The sequence below is a fragment of the Micromonospora sp. SD19 genome (assembly GCF_054462275.1).
Window position 1 is genome coordinate 93,582 of the sequence record NZ_JBTLMN010000015.1, and the last position, 18,174, is coordinate 111,755.

21 protein-coding genes, 1 pseudogene and 1 riboswitch are annotated in these 18,174 nt (G+C 72.2%); of the genes and pseudogenes, 9 read left to right on the forward strand and 13 right to left on the reverse strand.

Annotation, left to right across the window (positions count from 1 at the left end):
- Positions 1-5: 5 nt before the first annotated feature.
- The gene (locus ACX27O_RS31775) at positions 6-302 is read right to left on the reverse strand and encodes a thiamine-binding protein (RefSeq protein WP_030336432.1); all 297 of its coding nucleotides are present in this window, start codon (positions 300-302) and stop codon (positions 6-8) included.
- A gap of 289 nt (positions 303-591) precedes the next feature.
- On the opposite strand from ACX27O_RS31775, the gene ACX27O_RS31780 reads away from it, so the two are divergent.
- Positions 592-1,032 carry a hypothetical protein gene (locus ACX27O_RS31780; RefSeq protein WP_156057897.1) on the forward strand — a complete coding sequence of 147 codons (441 nt, stop codon included), beginning with the start codon at positions 592-594 and terminating at the stop codon, positions 1,030-1,032.
- Between the two features lie 331 nt (positions 1,033-1,363).
- Here ACX27O_RS31780 and ACX27O_RS31785 read toward each other — a convergent pair whose 3' ends face one another.
- The 3 genes from ACX27O_RS31785 to ACX27O_RS31795 all read right to left on the reverse strand — a co-directional run bounded on the left by ACX27O_RS31785 (position 1,364) and on the right by ACX27O_RS31795 (position 4,293).
- Positions 1,364-2,164: an energy-coupling factor transporter transmembrane component T family protein gene (locus ACX27O_RS31785; RefSeq protein ID WP_458940541.1), complete on the reverse strand. Its 801-nt coding sequence runs from the start codon at positions 2,162-2,164 to the stop codon at positions 1,364-1,366.
- On the reverse strand, positions 2,161-3,591 hold the full coding sequence (locus ACX27O_RS31790) for an ABC transporter ATP-binding protein (RefSeq protein WP_030338169.1): 1,431 nt from the start codon (positions 3,589-3,591) through the stop codon (positions 2,161-2,163). The genes ACX27O_RS31785 and ACX27O_RS31790 overlap by 4 nt, the downstream gene beginning before the upstream one ends.
- Positions 3,592-3,705: 114 nt before the next feature.
- A complete protein-coding gene (locus tag ACX27O_RS31795; protein ID WP_030338170.1) occupies positions 3,706-4,293 on the reverse strand; it encodes an ECF transporter S component in 588 nt (195 codons plus the stop codon).
- A 73-nt stretch (positions 4,294-4,366) separates the two neighbouring features.
- Positions 4,367-4,471, reverse strand: a riboswitch (TPP riboswitch).
- 107 nt (positions 4,472-4,578) lie between these two features.
- On the opposite strand from ACX27O_RS31795, the gene ACX27O_RS31800 reads away from it, so the two are divergent.
- The 4 genes from ACX27O_RS31800 to ACX27O_RS31815 all read left to right on the forward strand — a co-directional run bounded on the left by ACX27O_RS31800 (position 4,579) and on the right by ACX27O_RS31815 (position 8,905).
- On the forward strand, positions 4,579-5,400 hold the full coding sequence (locus tag ACX27O_RS31800) for an alpha/beta fold hydrolase (protein WP_458940542.1): 822 nt from the start codon (positions 4,579-4,581) through the stop codon (positions 5,398-5,400).
- A 29-nt stretch (positions 5,401-5,429) separates the two neighbouring features.
- Entirely contained in the window at positions 5,430-6,179 is a 750-nt protein-coding gene (locus ACX27O_RS31805) for a sugar isomerase domain-containing protein (RefSeq protein ID WP_030338174.1), read from the forward strand.
- Between the two features lie 119 nt (positions 6,180-6,298).
- Positions 6,299-6,802 (forward strand): DUF6328 family protein, encoded by a 504-nt coding sequence (locus ACX27O_RS31810; protein ID WP_030338176.1) that lies wholly within the window; start codon positions 6,299-6,301, stop codon positions 6,800-6,802.
- 105 nt (positions 6,803-6,907) lie between these two features.
- The gene (locus ACX27O_RS31815) at positions 6,908-8,905 is read left to right on the forward strand and encodes an acyl-CoA dehydrogenase family protein (RefSeq protein WP_030338178.1); all 1,998 of its coding nucleotides are present in this window, start codon (positions 6,908-6,910) and stop codon (positions 8,903-8,905) included.
- Between the two features lie 88 nt (positions 8,906-8,993).
- Here the strand turns inward: ACX27O_RS31815 and ACX27O_RS31820 are convergent, their stop codons facing one another.
- From ACX27O_RS31820 to ACX27O_RS31855, 8 genes are all read right to left on the reverse strand, one after another.
- Positions 8,994-9,161 (reverse strand): hypothetical protein, encoded by a 168-nt coding sequence (locus tag ACX27O_RS31820; protein ID WP_167337361.1) that lies wholly within the window; start codon positions 9,159-9,161, stop codon positions 8,994-8,996.
- 9 nt (positions 9,162-9,170) lie between these two features.
- A complete protein-coding gene (locus tag ACX27O_RS31825; RefSeq protein WP_357640687.1) occupies positions 9,171-9,779 on the reverse strand; it encodes a hypothetical protein in 609 nt (202 codons plus the stop codon).
- Positions 9,780-9,888: 109 nt separating this feature from the next.
- Positions 9,889-10,287 (reverse strand): Fur family transcriptional regulator, encoded by a 399-nt coding sequence (locus ACX27O_RS31830; protein ID WP_030338188.1) that lies wholly within the window; start codon positions 10,285-10,287, stop codon positions 9,889-9,891.
- Positions 10,284-10,583, reverse strand: a complete 300-nt coding sequence (locus ACX27O_RS31835; protein ID WP_030338189.1) for an ArsR/SmtB family transcription factor — start codon at positions 10,581-10,583, stop codon at positions 10,284-10,286. Before ACX27O_RS31835 ends, ACX27O_RS31830 begins: the two co-directional genes overlap by 4 nt.
- A 42-nt stretch (positions 10,584-10,625) precedes the next feature.
- Positions 10,626-11,492, reverse strand: coding sequence for a metal ABC transporter permease (locus tag ACX27O_RS31840; protein ID WP_030338190.1), 867 nt, complete (start codon positions 11,490-11,492; stop codon positions 10,626-10,628).
- Positions 11,493-11,495: 3 nt separating this feature from the next.
- Positions 11,496-12,257 carry a metal ABC transporter ATP-binding protein gene (locus ACX27O_RS31845; RefSeq protein WP_210865379.1) on the reverse strand — a complete coding sequence of 254 codons (762 nt, stop codon included), beginning with the start codon at positions 12,255-12,257 and terminating at the stop codon, positions 11,496-11,498.
- Positions 12,254-13,195, reverse strand: coding sequence for a metal ABC transporter substrate-binding protein (locus ACX27O_RS31850; protein WP_030338195.1), 942 nt, complete (start codon positions 13,193-13,195; stop codon positions 12,254-12,256). Before ACX27O_RS31850 ends, ACX27O_RS31845 begins: the two co-directional genes overlap by 4 nt.
- Positions 13,196-13,249: 54 nt before the next feature.
- Positions 13,250-13,507: a hypothetical protein gene (locus ACX27O_RS31855; RefSeq protein WP_030338196.1), complete on the reverse strand. Its 258-nt coding sequence runs from the start codon at positions 13,505-13,507 to the stop codon at positions 13,250-13,252.
- Between the two features lie 29 nt (positions 13,508-13,536).
- Between ACX27O_RS31855 and ACX27O_RS31860 the strand changes: the two genes are divergently transcribed.
- The 4 genes from ACX27O_RS31860 (at position 13,537) to dusB (ending at position 17,115) form a co-directional block, all read left to right on the forward strand.
- Entirely contained in the window at positions 13,537-13,878 is a 342-nt protein-coding gene (locus ACX27O_RS31860) for an antibiotic biosynthesis monooxygenase family protein (RefSeq protein ID WP_030338198.1), read from the forward strand.
- 24 nt (positions 13,879-13,902) lie between these two features.
- The gene (locus tag ACX27O_RS31865) at positions 13,903-14,382 is read left to right on the forward strand and encodes a hypothetical protein (RefSeq protein WP_030338200.1); all 480 of its coding nucleotides are present in this window, start codon (positions 13,903-13,905) and stop codon (positions 14,380-14,382) included.
- A gap of 116 nt (positions 14,383-14,498) precedes the next feature.
- On the forward strand, positions 14,499-15,878 hold the full coding sequence (locus tag ACX27O_RS31870) for a glycine--tRNA ligase (protein ID WP_030338202.1): 1,380 nt from the start codon (positions 14,499-14,501) through the stop codon (positions 15,876-15,878).
- Positions 15,879-15,942: 64 nt separating this feature from the next.
- The gene (gene dusB, locus ACX27O_RS31875) at positions 15,943-17,115 is read left to right on the forward strand and encodes a tRNA dihydrouridine synthase DusB (RefSeq protein WP_030338204.1); all 1,173 of its coding nucleotides are present in this window, start codon (positions 15,943-15,945) and stop codon (positions 17,113-17,115) included.
- 901 nt (positions 17,116-18,016) lie between these two features.
- Here dusB and ACX27O_RS31880 read toward each other — a convergent pair.
- Positions 18,017-18,174: pseudogene (locus ACX27O_RS31880) on the reverse strand (C39 family peptidase); the annotation flags it as partial.

The window sequence follows — 18,174 nt, forward strand, 5'->3', positions numbered from 1 at the left end:
GCGCGTCAGCCTTCGGCGAGACGGGCTTCGATACGGGCGATCTTCCCGGTGAGCGCGTCGGTGACCCCGGGCCGGACGTCGGCCTTGAGCACCACACTCACCCGGGGTGCCCGCGCGGCGACCACGTCGACCGCTCGCTTCACCACCGCCATCACCTCGTCCCACTCACCCTCGACGGTGGTGAACATGGCATCGGTCCGGTTGGGCAGGCCGGACGCACGGACCACCCGAACCGCCTCAGCGACCAGGTCACCCACCGAATCGTCACCGCCGAGCGGGGTGATCGAGAACGCGATCAGCATGAGCCGATGGTGCCAGGAAAAACGGATGCGCGCCGGTGCGGCGGTGGCTAGGGTACGGACATGCGTAACTGACGCCCCACTTCCGAGCCGGCCCGCCGTCCCGCGTCGCGGTCCGTGCGCTCCCGGGCGTCCCGCATCCCCCTCCCGCCGTTCGGCGGCGACGGTCTGCCCGACGCCGGTGAGCAGTCCCTTCCCCACTCGACCGTCGCGCGACGGCGGTCACCAGCCGATCCGACCGACCGCCGCTGCGCGGGACCGGCCGTGCCGGTCGGCACTGAAGGAGGCCCGGATGCCTGCCAGGCGTAACCCGAAGAAGACCCGTACCCCCAGCGCGACGCCGCTCGGTGTCGACCCGGCGGCCGGCCACGGCCCGCTGCCACCCGCCCTGCCGTCCCGCGACCCGTCCCTGCCGGCGGCGCTGATGGAGCCCGGGGCGCTGGCCGAGCCGGCGGCGCTGGTGGAGCCGGGAGCGCTGGCCAAGCCGGGGGCGCTGGTGGAGTTGGCGCAGTCGGCGGCCGTCCCGGACGAGGTGGTGCTGCCGGTCGACCTGCCGGACGCGGTCGACGTGCCGGTGGTTGTCGACGCGCCGAAGGTGGCAGACCTGCCGAAGCCAACCGGGCGGCCGAAGGCACCGACGGCCGGTCCGCCGCAGGGCGGCGGCAACCGCTCCGGCAGCGGCCGCAGCCAACAGGCCGGCCAAGCCCGCCGCTACGCCTTCCGCCGCAGCTAACCAACCCACCCCACCCCACTCCGCCCACCCCACCCGCCCCGCCCGCCGATCTTGCACTTTCTGTCCTCGCACAACCGGCATACCGGGATGAAACAACGACAGGAATCGCAAGATCGATGGGGGTGCGGCGGGGCTGGGCCGGGCGGGGGTTGCGGCGTGGACGGTGGGTGGTGGGTGGTGGGTGGTGGGTGGTGACGACAACATCAGGGATGTAGTGGTCTCCGTCGGCAGCGAGGCCACTACATCCCTGATGTTGTGCGGATCTTGCCGCCGGCAGGCGCCAGAGCCGGGCGGCGCCGCGCGGTGAGTGCGCGGCGCGCGGCGGGTGGGGTCAGCTGATCAGGGGGCGGAAGGTGCCTAGGAGAATGCTCGTGGTCAGGGCTGCTGCGGCGAGCACGACGGCCCCGGCGATGAGGAGCGCGTCGGCGCGGGTGAAGTGCTGCCGGCGGGCGACGGTACGGGGGGTGCCGGCGTCGAAGCCACGCGCGTCCATCGCCACGGCCAGCCGGGTGCCTCGACGGATCGCCCCTACCAGCAGGGCGAACGCGGTGGAGGTGAAGAGCCGCAGCTTCGCCACCGGATTGCGTCCCGCGTCGACGCCGCGCGCACGCCGAGCCATGCTGATCATCTGCCACTCCTGACCGAGCAGCGGCACCAGCCGGAACGCGGCCAGCGCCCCGATGGCGAACCGGGCCGGCGCCTTCGCGTTCTGGATCAACGCGTCGGCCAGGTCGGTGGGGTCGGTGGTCGCGAACACGATCACGCCGGGCAGCGCCACCGCGAACACCCGCAGCACCAGGCCGAGCGCGGTGAGCAGCACGCCGGTGCTCACCAGCACCGGCCCCGCGTCCAGCAGGACCCGACCGGACCGGTCGGCGGCGAACAGCACCAGGGTGACCAGGATGCCGGCGGCGCTGAGCAGCAGGGGCCAGGCCCGTCGGGCCAGTACCCGGTAGCGGATGCCGAACAGCGGCAGCACGGCCAGTTCGAGGGCGATGGCGATCGCCGGGGCGACTGGGTCCAGGGTGGCCAGCAGGATGAACGAGAAGGCGAGTGCGGCGGCGACCTTCGCCACCGGGTTGCGGCGGGCCAACGGCGCGTCCGGCGCGGCGACCGGCTCGATGCTGATCATCGGTGGTCGTCCGGGGCGCGGTGCAGGGTGACGGTGCGGTCGGCGAGCGCGGCGACGAAGTCCGCGTCGTGGGTGACGGTGACCACCCCGTGCCCGGCGTCGCGCAGGTCGGCGAAGAGGTCGACCAACTCCCGCCAGGTCCGCCGGTCCTGGCCGAAGGTGGGTTCGTCGCAGATCAACAGGCGGGGCGCGGTGGCCAGGGCGGTCGCCACGCTCAGCCGCCGCGCCTCACCACCGGAGAGGGTGTACGGGTTGGCGGCGGCGAGTCGGGCCAGCCGCAGCCGTTCCAGCAGCCCGGCCACCGTCTCGTTGACCACCGCCTCCGGTTGACCGGTGCGGCGTGGGCCGAGCGCCAGCTCGTCGAAGACGGTGCTGGTGACGAACTGGTGTTCCGGATCCTGGAAGACCGACCCGATCCGCCGGGCCAGCGCGGGCGCCCGCCAGCGGTGCGGGGGAGTGCGGTGGTCCGGGCCGGCCAGTTCGGCGGACGCGGTGACCCGCCCACTGCCCGGCCGGAGCAGACCGCCGAGCAGCAACGCCAGGGTGGACTTGCCGGCACCGTTGGGTCCGCGTACGGCGAGTGCCTCACCGGCGCGTACCGACAGGTTGGTGTCGCCCAGCCGGGGTGGCAGGCCGACCTGGTCGGCGGTGAGCAACAGCTCCCCGGGCCCGGCGGTGGCGGCCCGGGGCGTGATGGGGTGACCGGGCACCCAGACGCCCTCGGCGGCCAGGGCGGCGCCGTGGGCGGCGAAGACCGCCTCGGGGGTGCCGTCCGCGCGGACGCCGCCTCCCGGTTCCAGGACGACCACCCGGTCCACCAGTGGCAACGCCTCGGCGACCCGGTGCTCAACCAGGATCAGCGTGGTGTCGACGTCCAGCGCGCCGGCCACCGCGTGCCGGACCAGGTCGGCCCCGGCCGGGTCGAGGTTGGCGGTCGGCTCGTCGAGCAGCAGCAGGGCGGGGCGCAGGGCCAGCGCGCCGGCCAGGGCGAGGCGTTGCTGCTCGCCGCCGGAGAGCGCCGCCGTGCGGCGGTCCCGAGGGTACGGGAAGCCGACCCGGTGCAGGGCCTCGTCGACCCGGGGCCAGATCTCGTCGGCAGGTACCCCCCGGTTCTCCAGCCCGAACGCGACGTCGTCGCCGCAGCGGGCCATCACCAGTTGGGTCTCCGGGTCCTGGAAGACGACGCCGACCCGTTCCCGCCCCTTGCGCGGGTCGAGCCCGTCGATCTCGACGGTGCCCTCCTGCTCGCCGGAGTCGTCGGGAAGCAGCCCGGCCAGCGCGCTGAGCAGGGTGCTCTTGCCGGCCCCCGAGGGCCCGAGCAGCAGCACCCGTTCCCCGACCTCGATGCGCAGGTCGACCCCGCGCAGCGCCCAGGCCCGCCGCCCGGCGTGCCGCCACCCGAACCCCCGCAACACCACAGCGCCCACCGAACCCCCTCCCAACCTGTCCAGCCCCGCCTCATCCACGTTGATCAAGAGGTTTGCGTCAGAAAACCGGCTTCTGTTGACGCAAACCTCTTGATCAACGCCATCGGGTGGGGGTTAGACCAGGGCGCGGTCTCGGCCTACCGGGAAGCGGTCCAGGACGCCGGTGTTGGCCAGGGCCCTGGTCAGCAGCCAGCCGCCCGCGCCGGCGATCACGGTGGCGCTGACGACGGTGAGCAGCGCGTACGGGATGCGGTAGTCGGCCAGCGCGTAGTCGACGTTCCAGACGAAGAAGTCGAACAACGCGGCGCTGAGACCGGTCAGCGCGCCGGCGAGCACGGCTGTCGGCAGCCGGAACGACCGGTACCGGAAGGCGGCGAAGGCCAGCTCGGCGCCGATGCCCTGCACGATCCCCTGCGGGATCACCGTGCCGGCCCACTGGCTGCCCAGCAGCGCGGACAGGACCGCGGCCACGGTCTCGCAGTAGAGCGCGGCACCGGGCTTGCGGATGACCAGCCCACCGATCACCGCCGGCATCAACCAGACGCCGTAGAGCAGCGTCTGCGCCGGCGGGAAGAAGGCGAACGCGCCCTCGGTGGCGCTCCAGACCAGGCCCCAGGCCCAGAAGATGACGCCGAAGGCGACCGCGATCACCGAGGCGACCACGATGTCGATGGTGCGCCAACGGTTGGTGGTGTTGTCCATGATTGCTCCCAGTTCAACGAAGAGAACCAGGAGAAGACGCACGCCGCGTCCGGTGGCACCGGACTGCGGCGCGGCTGGAGGTCGACCGAACTCCCTGCGCTGGCATTACCCAGATCAGGTTCGAGGGTCTGCGGGCGTACCCGCACTCTCAGCGCTGTGCGCTCCCCTGTCGGATATGAAGTTGTCTCGGTGACGCTAACACCGACCCGGGTCGTGGGCCCAGCAGGGCATGCGCCTGACCTGCGGGAGCGGCCGGCCCACCGTCTTCTGGGTACGCTTCCGATCATGCGGGTTGATGCACGAGGCCTCACGTTCGACGTGACAGTCGACGGTCCACCGGACGGCGTGCCCGTCCTGCTGCTGCACGGTTTCCCTCAGCACAGCGGTGAGTGGGACGACGTGGTGCCGCGGCTGCACACGGGTGGGCTGCGCACGTACGCGCTGGACCAGCGCGGCTACTCGCCCGGCGCCCGGCCTACTGCGGTGGCCGACTACCGCATCCCCGAACTCGTCGCCGACGTGGTGGCGGTGCTCGACGCGCTGGAGCTGGACGCCGTGCACCTGGTCGGCCACGACTGGGGCGCGGTGGTGGCGTGGGCGGTTGCCGCCCGGCACCCCGACCGGGTGCACACACTGACCGCGGTGTCCGTGCCGCATCCGGCGGCCATGGCGCACGCCCTGAGCACCGACAGCGGACAGAAGGCCCGCTCGTCGTACATGGCGTTGTTCCGCAAGCCGGACAAGGCGGAGAAGGTGCTGCTGGCGTGGCACGCCGCCGCGCTGCGCAAGCTGCTCGGCGGGGTGGGCGACGCGTCCCGGGTGAACAGGTACGCCGACCCGATGCGCGAGCCGGGGGCGCTCACGGCGGCCCTGAACTGGTACCGGGCGATGTCCCGCGCCGACCTGGCCGGCGTCGGCCCGGTCACGGTGCCCACCACGTACGTCTGGAGTGACCGGGACGTCGCCATCGGCCGGACCGCCGCCGAGGCGTGCGCGCCGAACGTCACCGGGGACTACCGCTTCGTGCGGCTGTCCGGGGTGAGTCACTGGATTCCGGACGAGGCGCCGGCCCCACTCGCCGAGGCGATCCTGGCCCGGGCCGGCTAAGTGGCAGGCAATCGAACGACGGAGGACGTATGACGGTGAGTGCCGAGGACTACCTGGCCGTGGTGACCGAGACGATCGGCCGGGTGGCCGCCAGCCAGCGGGAGGCGGTGGGGCGGGCCGCCGACCTGATCGCCGAGGCGGTCCGGGCCGACGGCGTGGTGCACGCGTTCGGCACCGGGCACTCGGAGGCCCTCGCGATGGAGATCGCCGGGCGGGCGGGTGGTCTGGTGCCGACCAACCGGATCGCGCTGCGCGACCTGGTGCTGATCGGCGGCGAGCCGGCCGACCGGCTCGGCCCGCTGCTGGAGCGGGACCCGGCCGTCGCGCACCGCCTCTACGAGCTGGCCCCGGTTCGCCCCACCGACGTCTTCGTGCTCGCCTCGAACTCCGGGGTCAACGGCGCGATGGTGGAATTCGCCACGCTGGTGAAGGAGCACGGTCACGGGCTGGTGGCGATCACCTCGGCGCAGCACTCCGGCCGGATGACGTCCCGGCACCCGTCGGGGCGCAAGCTGAGCGACCTCGCCGACGTGGTGCTCGACAACGGTGCCCCGTACGGCGACGCGACGCTGCCCCTGCCCGGCGGTGGCGCGGTCGGCGCGGTCTCCTCGATCACCGCGGCGTTGCTGGCCCAGCAGGTGACGGTGGAGGTCGTGGCGCGGTTGCTGGCGGCGGGGCAGCGGCCCCCGGTCTACCTGTCGGCGAACATCCCCGACGGCGACGCACACAACAACGAGCTGGAAGCCCGGTACGCGGGCCGCATCCGACGCGGGTCCTGACGTTGCCACACGATGAACGGCCGATGTCGTGAACCTGTTTCGCGCTCGGCCGGGTGGGGCATTGGCGTTGCTGCCGGCGGCCGGGACCGCCGGCAGTAGCGTCTCACCGGAGGTAGCGCGTGTCCAAGGAGACCGAGAAGCAGCGTTGGCAGCGCAACTTCGCCGACCTGCTGCAGGAGTTGCGGGTCGCTCAGACTGGCGTTCAGATCCTCTTCGCCTTCCTGCTCACCCTGCCGTTCAGTAACGGGTTCACCAGGACCAGCGAGTTCCAACGCGACGTGTACATCGTGGCGTTGCTCGCGGCGGCCGCCGCCACCGCGATGATCATCTCGCCGGTGGCGTTCCACCGGGCGCTCTTCCGGCAGGGGCGTAAGCCCGAACTGGTGCGGTTCGCCCACCGGATGGCCACCGGCGGTCTCGCCTTCATGCTGATCGCGATGGTCAGCGCCGTCCTGCTGATCACCGACTTCGTGTTGGACCGGCCGATCGCCTTCCTGCTCAGCGCCCTGACCGGGCTGTGGTTCCTCACGTTCTGGATGATCCTGCCGTTCGCCCGGCGCAACTGGGGTGAGGACGACATCGACGACGATGACGACGACCCGGACACGATCGACGGCCGCTGACCCCACCGATCCGCACGCAGCGCTACCCCCGGGTAACAACCGGGGGTAGCGTGACGGGTAGTCGCACACGTCGACGCAGCCGCACCGAACTTCGAGGGGGCAGCCGTGACCACGACGCAGAACGGCCGACCGGCACCGGACGGCCCCGACTCCGAAGCCACCGCCCAGGCCGCGGCGCCACTGCCCGCGGAAGCCGGACAGGTCTCCGAGAAGGAGGCCCGGCAGGTCGCCGAAGCCGCCCGAGAGTCCACCTGGGACCGACCCAGCTTCGGCAAGGAGTTGTTCCTCGGCCGCTTCCGGCTCGACCTGATCGACCCGTGGCCCCGATCCGACCCGGACGACGTGGCCCGGGCGGAGGAGTTCCTTGGTCGGTTCCGCGCCTTCCTGGCCTCCGAGGTGGACGGCGCCGCCATCGAACGGGACGGCTCCATACCCGACTCGGTGTTCCACGGCCTGGCTGACCTCGGCGCGTTCGGCATGAAGATCGACCGGAAGTACGGCGGGCTCGGGCTGAGCAACCTGCACTACTGCCGGGCGCTCATGCTGGCCGGCTCGGTCAGCCCGGCCATCGGCGCGCTGCTCTCGGCCCACCAGTCGATCGGTGTGCCACAGCCACTGAAGATGTTCGGCACCGCCGAGCAGAAGCAGCGCTTCCTGCCCCGGCTCGCGGCCGGTGAGGTGTCGGCGTTCCTGCTCACCGAGCCCGACGTCGGCTCCGACCCGGCCCGGCTGGCCACCGTCGCCGAGCCGACCGAGGACGGCACCGGTTACCGGCTCAACGGGGTGAAGCTCTGGGCCACCAACGGCATCGTGGCGACCCTGCTGGTGGTGATGGCCCGGGTGCCGGCCACTGAGGGCCGCCGGGGCGGGATCACCGCGTTCGTGGTGGACGGCGACAGCGAGGGCATCACCGTCGAGCGGCGCAACGAGTTCATCGGCCTGCGCGGCCTGGAGAACAGCCTGACCCGGTTCCACGACGTGTTCGTCCCCGCCGAGAACGTCATCGGCGGCGAGGGCAAGGGGCTGAAGATCGCCCTGACCACCCTGAACACCGGCCGGCTCTCACTGCCGGCGATGTGCGTGGGCGCCGGCAAGTGGGCGTTGAACGTGGCCCGTGGCTGGGCCGCCGACCGGGTCCAGTGGGGTCGACCGGTGGGCGAGCACGAAGCGGTCGCGCAGAAGCTGTCCTTCATCGCCGCCACCACGTACGGCATGGAGACCATGCTCGACCTCTGCTGCCTGCTCGCCGACGACGACCGCAACGACATTCGGATCGAGGCGGCGCTGGTCAAGCTGTACGCCAGCGAGATGGCCTGGAAGATCGCCGACGAGCTGGTCCAGATCCGGGGCGGGCGCGGCTACGAGACGGCCGACTCGCTGGCGGCCCGTGGCGAACGCCCGGCCGCCGTCGAGCAGATGCTGCGCGACCTGCGGATCAACCGGATCTTCGAGGGCTCCACCGAGATCATGCACCTGCTGATCGCGCGGGAGGCGGTCGACGCCCACCTGTCGGTGGCCGGCGACATCATCGATCCGGACGCGGGGCTGGGCCGCAAGGCCCGCGCCGGCGCGCGAGCGGGCGCCTTCTACGCGAAGTGGCTACCCACCCTCGCCGTGGGCCGGGGGCAGACCCCCTCGGCGTACGCCGAGTTCGCCCCGCTCGCCGCGCACCTGCGCCAGGTGGAGCGTTCCTCGCGCAAGCTGGCCCGGTCGACGTTCTACGCGATGTCCCGCTGGCAGGGAAAGATGGAACGTAAGCAGGCGTTCCTCGGCCGGGTGGTGGACATCGGCGCCGAGTTGTTCGCGATGTCGGCGGTCTGCGTCCGGGCCACCGCCGAACGTGACAGCCGACCGGAGAACGTCGAGCTGGCCGACCTGTTCTGCCGGCAGGCGCGGGTGCGGGTCGACGCCCTGTTCGCCGCGCTCTGGGACAACACCGACTCGGTCGACACCGCCGCCGCGAAGCGCATCCTCGCCGGCCGCTACGCGGGCCTGGAGGAGGGTGTGCTCACCCCGTCCGAGGAGCTGCCCTGGGTGGCCCGCTGGTCGCCCGGTCCGTCCACCGCCGAGGACGTCCGCCGCCGCATCCCCCCGAAGCCGTGAGCGCCGCGCCGCGCGGACTGGCCGCCGTGCCGGCCCGCCGTGCCGGCCGGCGGTGCGGGTCGTCGACCGGTCGGGCCGGCGGTGTTGGTCAGCGGGAGACCGCCCAGGCCAGCACCCCCGCCAGGATCAGACCGTTGAGCCCGGCCAGCGCCAGGTACGCCGCAGGTGGGATCTTCTTGCCCCGGCGGACGAAGGAGACCAGGACGGCGGCGTAGCCGAGCAGCAGGACGGCGATGACGACGAGGAAGTAGAACACCCGACGACCTTAGCGGCCCCGGCCGCGCAGACCGAGTTGGCGCAGCTCCAAGGCGGCCAGAGCGTCGACAGTCGCGTCGTCGCCGCGACGCCACGCCTCGGCGACGTCCGGGCCGATCCGGGTCAGCTGGCCCAGCGGCTGGGTAGCCAGCGCGCGCAGGGCGAGCAGGTCCCGGCCGGCCGGCCCGGCCGCCAGCTTCGCCGCCGACCCGGCCCGACGCATCCAGCGGACCCGCAACGGCAGCCAACCGAGGAGCACGATGCCGAGCGGGAAGATCAGCACCGCGATGGCCAGGGCGAGGGCCAACTGGTCGACCAGGTGCTGCTGATCGCGGCCGGCGTCGGCGAGCGATCGGGCGGCATCGGCGGCGCGTTGGAACGGGGCGGTGAGTTCGTCGCCGACCAGCGGCACCCGGCCGACCTTGCTGCCGGCGTCGCCCAGGTTGTCGGCGAGGCCACTACCGGCGCCCTCCAGCTTCTGCCCCGGTACGGCGAGCTTCTGCACCAGGTCGTGCAGCCACAGCGCACCGCGGATCGCCGCGTACACCCAGACGACGACGAGCAGGTCGGTGAGCACCTGACGGACGGCGGTCGGAAACCGATCGGCATAGATTTTCACGCCGGCCAGCGTGCCACGAACGTCCCGCTCCGTGCAGCAGTGATGTGAGCGCGGCACGCGACCGGCCGCCGACCGCACCGGAGCGTCGCGCCAGCGGCGGCGCTGCCGGTCAGCGCGGGCAGGTCGGGCAGGTGCCGAAGATCTCCAGCGTGTGGCTGACGTCGGCGTAGCCGTGCTGCGCGGCGACCCGGTCGGCCCAGCTCTCCACTGCCGGGCCGGCCACCTCGACGGTACGACCGCAGACCCGGCAGACCAGGTGGTGGTGATGCCCCTCGCTGCACCGGCGGTAGAGGTGCTCGCCGCCCGGCGGGCGCATCACGTCGATCTCACCCGCGTCGGCCAACCCCTGCAGGGTGCGGTAGACGGTGGTCAGGCCGACCCGCTCGCCGCGCTGGCGCAGCATCGCGTGCAGGTCCTGAGCGCTGTGGAAGCCTTCCATCTCGCCCAGCAGCGCGCTCACCGCCGAGCGTTGCCGGGTGTTGCGCACCGCGGCGCCGCTCTCGCTCATGATCCCTCCCCGGCGTGGCTGACCGCGTCCGCCACGATGTGCGCGACGTGTTCGTCGACCAGGCTGTAGGCGATCTCCCGACCTCGGCGGGAGCCGCGCACCACGCCCGCTCCGCGCAACACCCGCAGGTGCTGTGAGACCAGCGGTTGCGCGGCCCCGAGCTTCTCGACCAGCTCGTGCACGCACCGCTCGCCGCCGGCCAGCTCACTGACGATGGCCAGCCGAATGGGCGCGGACAGGGCGCGGAGCAACTCGCTGGCCCCGTCGAATCCGTCGTAGCCCGTCGCGCTGGTCATCCTGCAACGGTAACCAATACCACCGACGTCCACCGCGCAGGCTCAGCTCAGCACGACCTCGTGCGGCTCCGGTGCCGGTGCGGCGGTCGGCGTCGTGCGGCGGCGCACCACCCGCCAGACACCGCCCGCCACGGCCACCACCAGGAACGAGGCGATCGCCACCAGCACCACCGACGCGCCCGGCGCGGTGTCCGCGGTGGCCGCCACCCAGACACCCGAGCCGGCGGCGAACAACCCGAGCGCCATCGCGGCCGCCATCGTGCTGCGGAAACCCCGGGTGACCTGTTGAGCGGTGGCGACCGGCACCACCATCAGCGCGCTGATCAACAGCACCCCGACGGCCCGCATGGCGATGGTCACGGTGACCGCCGTGGCGACCGCGATCAGCAGGTTCAGCGTGCGGACCGGGAGGCCGGAGACCCGGGCGTACTCCTCGTCGTGGCTCACCGCGAACAGCGCCGGGCGCAGCGCGATCATCGTGACCAGGATCGCCGCGCCGAGCACCGCGATGGTGGTCAGGTCGGCGGGCGAGATGGTGGTCAGCGACCCGAACAGGTACGCGTTCAGGTTCGCGCTCGTCGCGTCGGAAAGACCGACCAGGAGTACGCCGCCCGCGATACCGCCGTAGAAGAGCAGGGCCAGGGCAAGATCACCGGAGGTACGCCCGCGAGCGCGGACGATCTCGATGGCGATCGCGCCGATGGTGGCGGCGATCACCGCGACCAGCACCGGTGAGCGGTTGAGCAGCAGCCCCGCCCCAACCCCGGTCAGCGCCACGTGCCCCACCCCGTCGCCGATCAACGCCAGCCGGCGCTGCACCAGGTAGATGCCGAGCGCCGGCGCGGCCAGGCCGATCACCAGCGCGCCGATCAGGGCGCGCTGCATGTAGGGGTACTGGAAGAGTTCCATGGGTCAGTTGCTCCACAGCCCGGCGGGCTCGTCGTAGCAGTGCGGGTGCACGTGGTCGTGGTCGGGCTCCGCGTGGTGGCCGGCCGGGTCCGGCACCGCGCCGTCATGGGCGATGCGACCCTCGTGGACGACCACGGCCCGGCTGATCACCGGGCGCAGCGGGCCCAGCTCGTGGGCGACGAGCAGCACGGTCCCGCCACGGGCGACGAAGTCGCGCAGCGCGCCGGCGAACGCCTCCTGACTGGCCGCGTCCACCCCGGCGGTCGGCTCGTCGAGGACCAGCAGCTCCGGCTCGCCGGCCAGGGCGCGGGCGATCAGGGTGCGCTGCTGCTGGCCGCCGGAAAGCGTGGACACCGGGTCGCCGGCCCGGTCGGCGAGCCCGACCGCGCGCAGCGCCGCGTCGACGGCGGCCCGGTCGGCCCGACCCGGCGGACGCAGCACCCCTCGACGGGCCAGCCGGCCGGAGGCCACCACCTCGCGGACGGTGGCCGGCACGCCGCCGCCGGCGCCCAGGCGCTGCGGGACGTACCCGATGCGCGCCCACTGTCGGAAACGGCGCAACGGCCGGTCGAAGAGGGTGACCGAGCCGGCGCTGATCGGCACCAGGCCGAGCACGGCGCGGATCAGGGTGGACTTGCCGGAGCCGTTGGCGCCGAGAATCGCGACCACCTCGCCCGCGCTCACGGTGAGCGAGATGTCCCGGAGCACGGGGCGGCCGTCGTAGCCGACCACCCCGTGCTCGACGGTGATGACAGGTGAGGTCACGAGCAGCCCAGGGCGGTCTGCAGGGTCCGCAGGTTGGTGCGCATCACCGAAAGGTAGTCCCCGTCGCTGCCGGCGGCGAGCCCTTCGATCGGGTCGAGCACGGCGGTCTTCGCGCCGACCTGACCGGCGATGGTCTCGGCCACCTTCGGGCTGACCAGGGTCTCGAAGAAGATCGTGGTGGCCTGGTGCTCCTTCGCCTCCTCGATCACGTGCGCGAGGCGCTGCGGCGAGGGCTCGACGTCGGGGCTCAGCCCGGTGATGCCGACCTGGTCGAGCTGGTACCGGTCGGCGAGGTAGCCGAACGCGGCGTGGCTGGTCACGATCTCCCGCCGCTGGCAGGTCGCCAGACCGTGCTTGAACTCGTCGTCAAGCGTCGTCAGATCGGCGCGCAGGGCCGCCGCCCGGGCGGTGTAGTCGGCGGCGTGGTCCGGGTCGGCAGTGCCGAGTCGCTGGGCGAGCTGGTCGCCGATGCCGGCCAACCGGGTCGGGTCGAGCCAGACGTGCGGATCCTTGCCGCCGCTCTCCTCGGTGTGCCCCTCCTCGCCCTCGTGGTCGTGGCCGCCGGCGGACGCGTCCAGCAGCGGCTGCACGCTTGTCACGTCGAACGCCCGGTCGCCGCCGTTCTGGGCCACGGCGTCGTCCACCGCCGGCTGGAACCCCTTGAGGTAGACGATCAGCTCGGCGTCGCTGACCTCACCGACCTGGCTCGGGTTGAGTTCCAGGTCGTGCGGCTCGGCGCCGGGCTTGGCCAGGTTGGTGACCCGGACCGCGTCGCCGCCGATCCGCTCGGCCAGGAACTGGAGGGGGTAGAACGCGGCCACCACGTCGACTCGTTGCGGGTCGGCGCCGGCGCCGCTGGAGGAACAGCCGGCCCCGGCGGCCAGGGTGAGCAGGGCGGTCGCGGCGGCCAGGACACGGTACGTGGTGCGGTTGGTCATGTCGTCAACTGTCCGTGGCAACGATAATGATTGTCAAAAACGCATGATTGCATGTCAGAGGAGCTTCGCGAGACCCACCGTCACCAGCAGGGTGAGCATCACCAGCCGGATCAGCCGGGTCTGCGGCGCCTGAACCGCCCAGGTCGTCGCCAACAGGGCGATCAGGACCCCGGCGAGCGCGAGCGTCAGCAGCCCGCCGATCACCCCGGGCGTGAAGAACGCCACCAGCACCACCACCAGGGTGAGCAGGAACACCGACGTCGGGTTCGCCCCGGCCAACCGGGCGAGCAGAGGGCGCTGCGTACGCTGCATCCCACAGACTCTACGAGGAGGAACCCCCGGTGCTGGTGACCAACCGGTTCGTGGTCGACGTCGATACCGCCGACGACTTCACCGAACGGGCGCACGCCGCCCTCACCGCGCTGGCCGCCCGCCCCGGCTACCTGCGCGGTCAACTGGTCCGGGCACTCGACGACCCCCGGCACTGGTCACTGGTCACCGAATGGGAGTCGGTCGGCACCTACCGGCGGGCCCTGGGCGCCTTCGAGGTCAAGGTCAGCGCCGTACCGCTGCTCGCGGAGTCGATCGACGAACCCTCCGCCTACGAGGCACTGGCCACCGCCGCCCCCGGCGGGGCCGTGGTCGTCGCCGAGAGTGATCGGGCCGCGGGTCCTTACCGCTGAGCCGCCGGACACTACGCTGCTCCTATGACCGCACCCGCCCCGCCACCCGGTCCCGGGGTGGCTCCGCCGTTCGCCGCGCCCCCCACCGAGGGCCGCCGGACCCGGCTCTGGATCGGCCTCGGCGTCGGCGCGCTCGCCGTGGCGCTCTGCTGCGGCGGGGGTGGCACCGCCGTCGTCGGCCTGGCCGTCAGCGGAGTCCAGGCGATCCGGGAACAGGGCCGCACCGTGACCGGCGACTACTACCAGGCGCTGGTCGAGCGGGACTACGGGCGGGCGTACGACCAGCTCTGCGACGACGCGCAGCGGCGTGAGTCCCGGCCGGAGTTCGAGCGGCGCGCCGCCGCCGAGCCGCAGGTGACCGCGTTCCGGGTGGGTGAGGTGGACACCACCTACCTGACCGTGCCGGTCGACGTGACCCTTGCCGGCGGCGATCGGGAGCGGCAACAGGTCAGCCTCGGCCAGGACGGTCAGACCGGCGGCGTGGAGGTCTGCGAGGTCAGCTGACCCGTCCCCGGTATTCTGCTGGGGCTCGGGGGGTCGATCGTCGTACCGTGGTCCCCGAACCGACCGTTCCATCCACATCTCGCCCCCGCCGACCGCCAGCCGGCGTAGGAGGAAACATGCCAGCCGACCGTATCGACGCCGTCGTCAGCCTCGCCAAGCGCCGAGGCTTCGTCTTCCCCTCCAGTGAGATCTACGGGGGCACCCGATCGGCGTGGGACTACGGTCCGCTCGGCGTGGAGCTCAAGGAGAACGTCCGCCGGCAGTGGTGGAAGACCATGGTCCAGCAGCGCGACGACGTCGTCGGCCTGGACTCCGCCGTGATCCTGGCCCGGAAGGTGTGGGAGGCGTCCGGCCACATCGCCGAGTTCGTCGACCCGCTCACCGAGTGCCAGTTCTGTCACAAGCGGTTCCGCGCGGACCACCTTGAGGAGGCGTACGCCGAGAAGCACGGCAAGCCGCTCACCTCCCTGTCGGAGCTGAATTGCCCCAACTGCGGCAACAAGGGCACCTTCACCGAGCCGAAGATGTTCAACGGCCTGATGAAGACCTACCTGGGCCCGGTGGAGAGCGACGAAGGGCTGCACTACCTGCGCCCGGAGACCGCGCAGGGCATCTTCGTCAACTACAAGAACGTCGAGACGGTCGCCCGCAAGAAGCCGCCGTTCGGCATCGCGCAGACCGGCAAGTCGTTCCGCAACGAGATCACCCCGGGCAACTTCATCTTCCGGACCCGCGAGTTCGAGCAGATGGAGATGGAGTTCTTCGTCGAGCCGGGCACCGACGAGCAGTGGCACGAGTACTGGCTCCAGGAGCGCTGGAACTGGTACCTCGACCTGGGCCTCTCGGCGGACAACCTGCGCCTGTACGAGCACCCCAAGGAGAAGCTGTCGCACTACTCGAAGCGGACTGTGGATATTGAGTACCGCTTCCAGTTCGGCGGCACCGAGTTCGCCGAGCTGGAGGGTGTCGCCAACCGCACCGACTTCGACCTCTCCACGCACAGCAAGCACTCCGGCGTCGACCTGTCGTACTTCGACCAGAGCAAGAGCGAGCGGTGGATGCCGTACGTCATCGAGCCGGCCGCCGGTCTGACCCGGGCGGTGCTCGCCTTCCTGCTGGAGGCGTACGACGAGGACGAGGCGCCGAACACCAAGGGCGGCGTGGACAAGCGCACCGTGATGCGGTTCGACCCGAGGCTCGCCCCGGTCAAGGTGGCGGTGCTGCCGCTGTCCCGCAACGAGGCGCTGTCGCCCAAGGCGAAGGACCTCGCCACGCTGCTGCGCAAGCGCTGGGTGGTGGAGTTCGACGACTCGCAGGCGATCGGCCGCCGCTACCGCCGGCAGGACGAGATCGGCACCCCGTTCTGCGTCACCGTCGACTTCGACACCCTGGACGACAACGCCGTGACGGTGCGCAACCGGGACACCATGGCCCAGGAGCGGGTCTCCCTGGACCAGGTCGAGCGCTACCTGATCGAGCGACTCCCGGGCTGCTGAGACTCCGCCCACGGGGCCTCGGCCGACGCGATCAGCGCCGGTCGGGGCCCCGTACACTTGTGCGGTGACTGCCTCGACCGTGCCGGCGCTGCGCCCGCTGACTCTCGGCCAGCACCAGGTGTGGCCGCCTGTCGTGCTCGCGCCGATGGCCGGGATCACCAACGTCGGGTTCCGCCAGCTCTGCCGTGAGCAGGGCGGCGGCATCTACGTCTGCGAGATGATCACCACTCGGGCGCTGGTCGAGCGCAACCCGAAGACACTGCGCATGATCGCGTTCGGCGACGACGAGAAGCCCCGCAGCCTCCAGCTCTACGGCACCGACCCGGAGATCACCGCCGCCGCCGTGCGGATCGTCGTCGAGCGCAACCTGGCCGATCACATCGACCTCAACTTCGGCTGCCCCGTACCCAAGGTCACCCGGCGGGGCGGCGGCGCGGCGCTGCCGTGGCGGCGCCGGCTTTTCGCGCGGCTGGTGCGGGCCGCGGTGGCTGCCGCGGCGCCGTCCGGGGTGCCCGTCACGGTCAAGATGCGCAAGGGCATCGACGACGACCACCTGACGTACGTCGAAGCCGGGCTCGCCGCCCAGGACGCCGGCGTGGCCGCGGTGGCCCTGCACGGGCGAACGGCCTCGCAGCGCTACTCCGGCACCGCCGACTGGGACGCGATCGCCACCCTCAAGCAGGCCCTCGACGTGCCGGTGCTCGGCAACGGCGACATCTGGGAGGCCGACGACGCGCTGCGGATGGTGGCCCACACCGGCGTCGACGGCGTGGTCGTCGGGCGCGGCTGCCTGGGCCGGCCGTGGCTCTTCGCCGACCTGGAAGCCGCCTTCAACGGTCGGCCGGAGCGGCGGCTGCCCACCCTCGGCGAGGTGGCGGTGACCATGCGGCGGCACGCCGAACTGCTGGTCGACCAGTTCAGCGCCGGCGCGCGCAACCCGGCCCGAGGCGAACGCGACGGCTGCACTGACTTCCGCAAGCACGTCGCCTGGTACCTCAAGGGCTTCCCGGTCGGCGGCGAGCTGCGCCGCTCCCTGGCGATGATCGAAAGCCTGGCCCAGCTCGACGACCTGCTCGGCAAGCTCGACCCGGCGGAGCCGTTCCCGGTGACCGCCCTCGGGCAGCCGCGCGGGCGCACCAACTCGCCGGGCAAGGTCGCACTGCCAGACGGTTGGCTGGCCAGCCGGGACGACGACACCGTCCCCGAGGGCGCCGAGATGGACGACTCCGGCGGCTGAACCCTCGGTCCGCGACGGGTCGCCGTCGGCGGGCGCGTCTCCGGCGGGGCGCGCGACCAGGTCGCGCCGGGCGCAGGGGGCGCGTCTCTGCCGGGGCGCGCGACCAGGTCGCGCCGGGCGCAGGGGGACGGACATAGGTGTACGGCAGGCTGTAGAGCTGATGTCGTAAACGAGTCATGACCTCAGCTCGTCATGACCTCAGCTCGGAGTGCGCTGCTCGGCGCTGCCGCCGAACTTCTACGGCCACCAATACCCCGTCGTTGCCTGCGGGCGGGGTTGCCTGCGCGTCGCGTCGCGTTGCCCCGGCAAGGCGTTGCCTGGGTGCGGGGTTGCCTGCGCGTCGCGTTGCCTGCGTGCGGCGTTACCCCGCTCGGCGTTGCCCCGGCAAGGCGTCGCCTGGGTGCGGCTCGCCCCCGCACGGTGTTGCCTGCGTGCGGTGTTGCCCTCGCGCGGTGTTGCCCTCGCGCGGCCCTTGCAGCAGGACCAAGTGCTGCCACCGCAATGCCCTGGATGCCGTCGCGACGCTGATTCGTCTACGACATCAGCTCCAAAGGATCCGTGACCCCAACCAAAGGGCTCGCCCCGGGCGCTCGTTGCCATGATGCGCGCAACTTCCAGGATGTTGGTGTCTCCTGCGTGTCTGAGGCAGCAACATCCTGGAAGTTGTGAGGATCTTGGGCGCGGGGCGCGGGGCGCGGGGCGCGGGGCGCGGGGCGCGGGGCGCGGGGCGCGGGGCGCGGGGCGCGGGGCGCGGGGCGCGGGGCGCGGGGCGCGGGGCGCGGCCTGGACATGCTGAAGGGCCGGGCCCCGTGGTGGGGTCCGGCCCTTCGGCGGTGTGCTGGGGTGCTGGGGTGCTGGTGTGCTGGTGTGCTGGTGTGCTGTGCAGCTGGTGTGCTGTGGGTCAGCTGGTGGCGTAGCCGCGGGTGGCGATCCAGTCGGCGAGGTGCTCGACGGTGACCTCGTAGGAGGCGGTGTTCGGGTCGGCGGAGTCGGCGATCTTCACCACGTTCCCGCCATCGCGGTAGCCGACGACGCTGATGTAGTGCCCGCCCTCGAAGG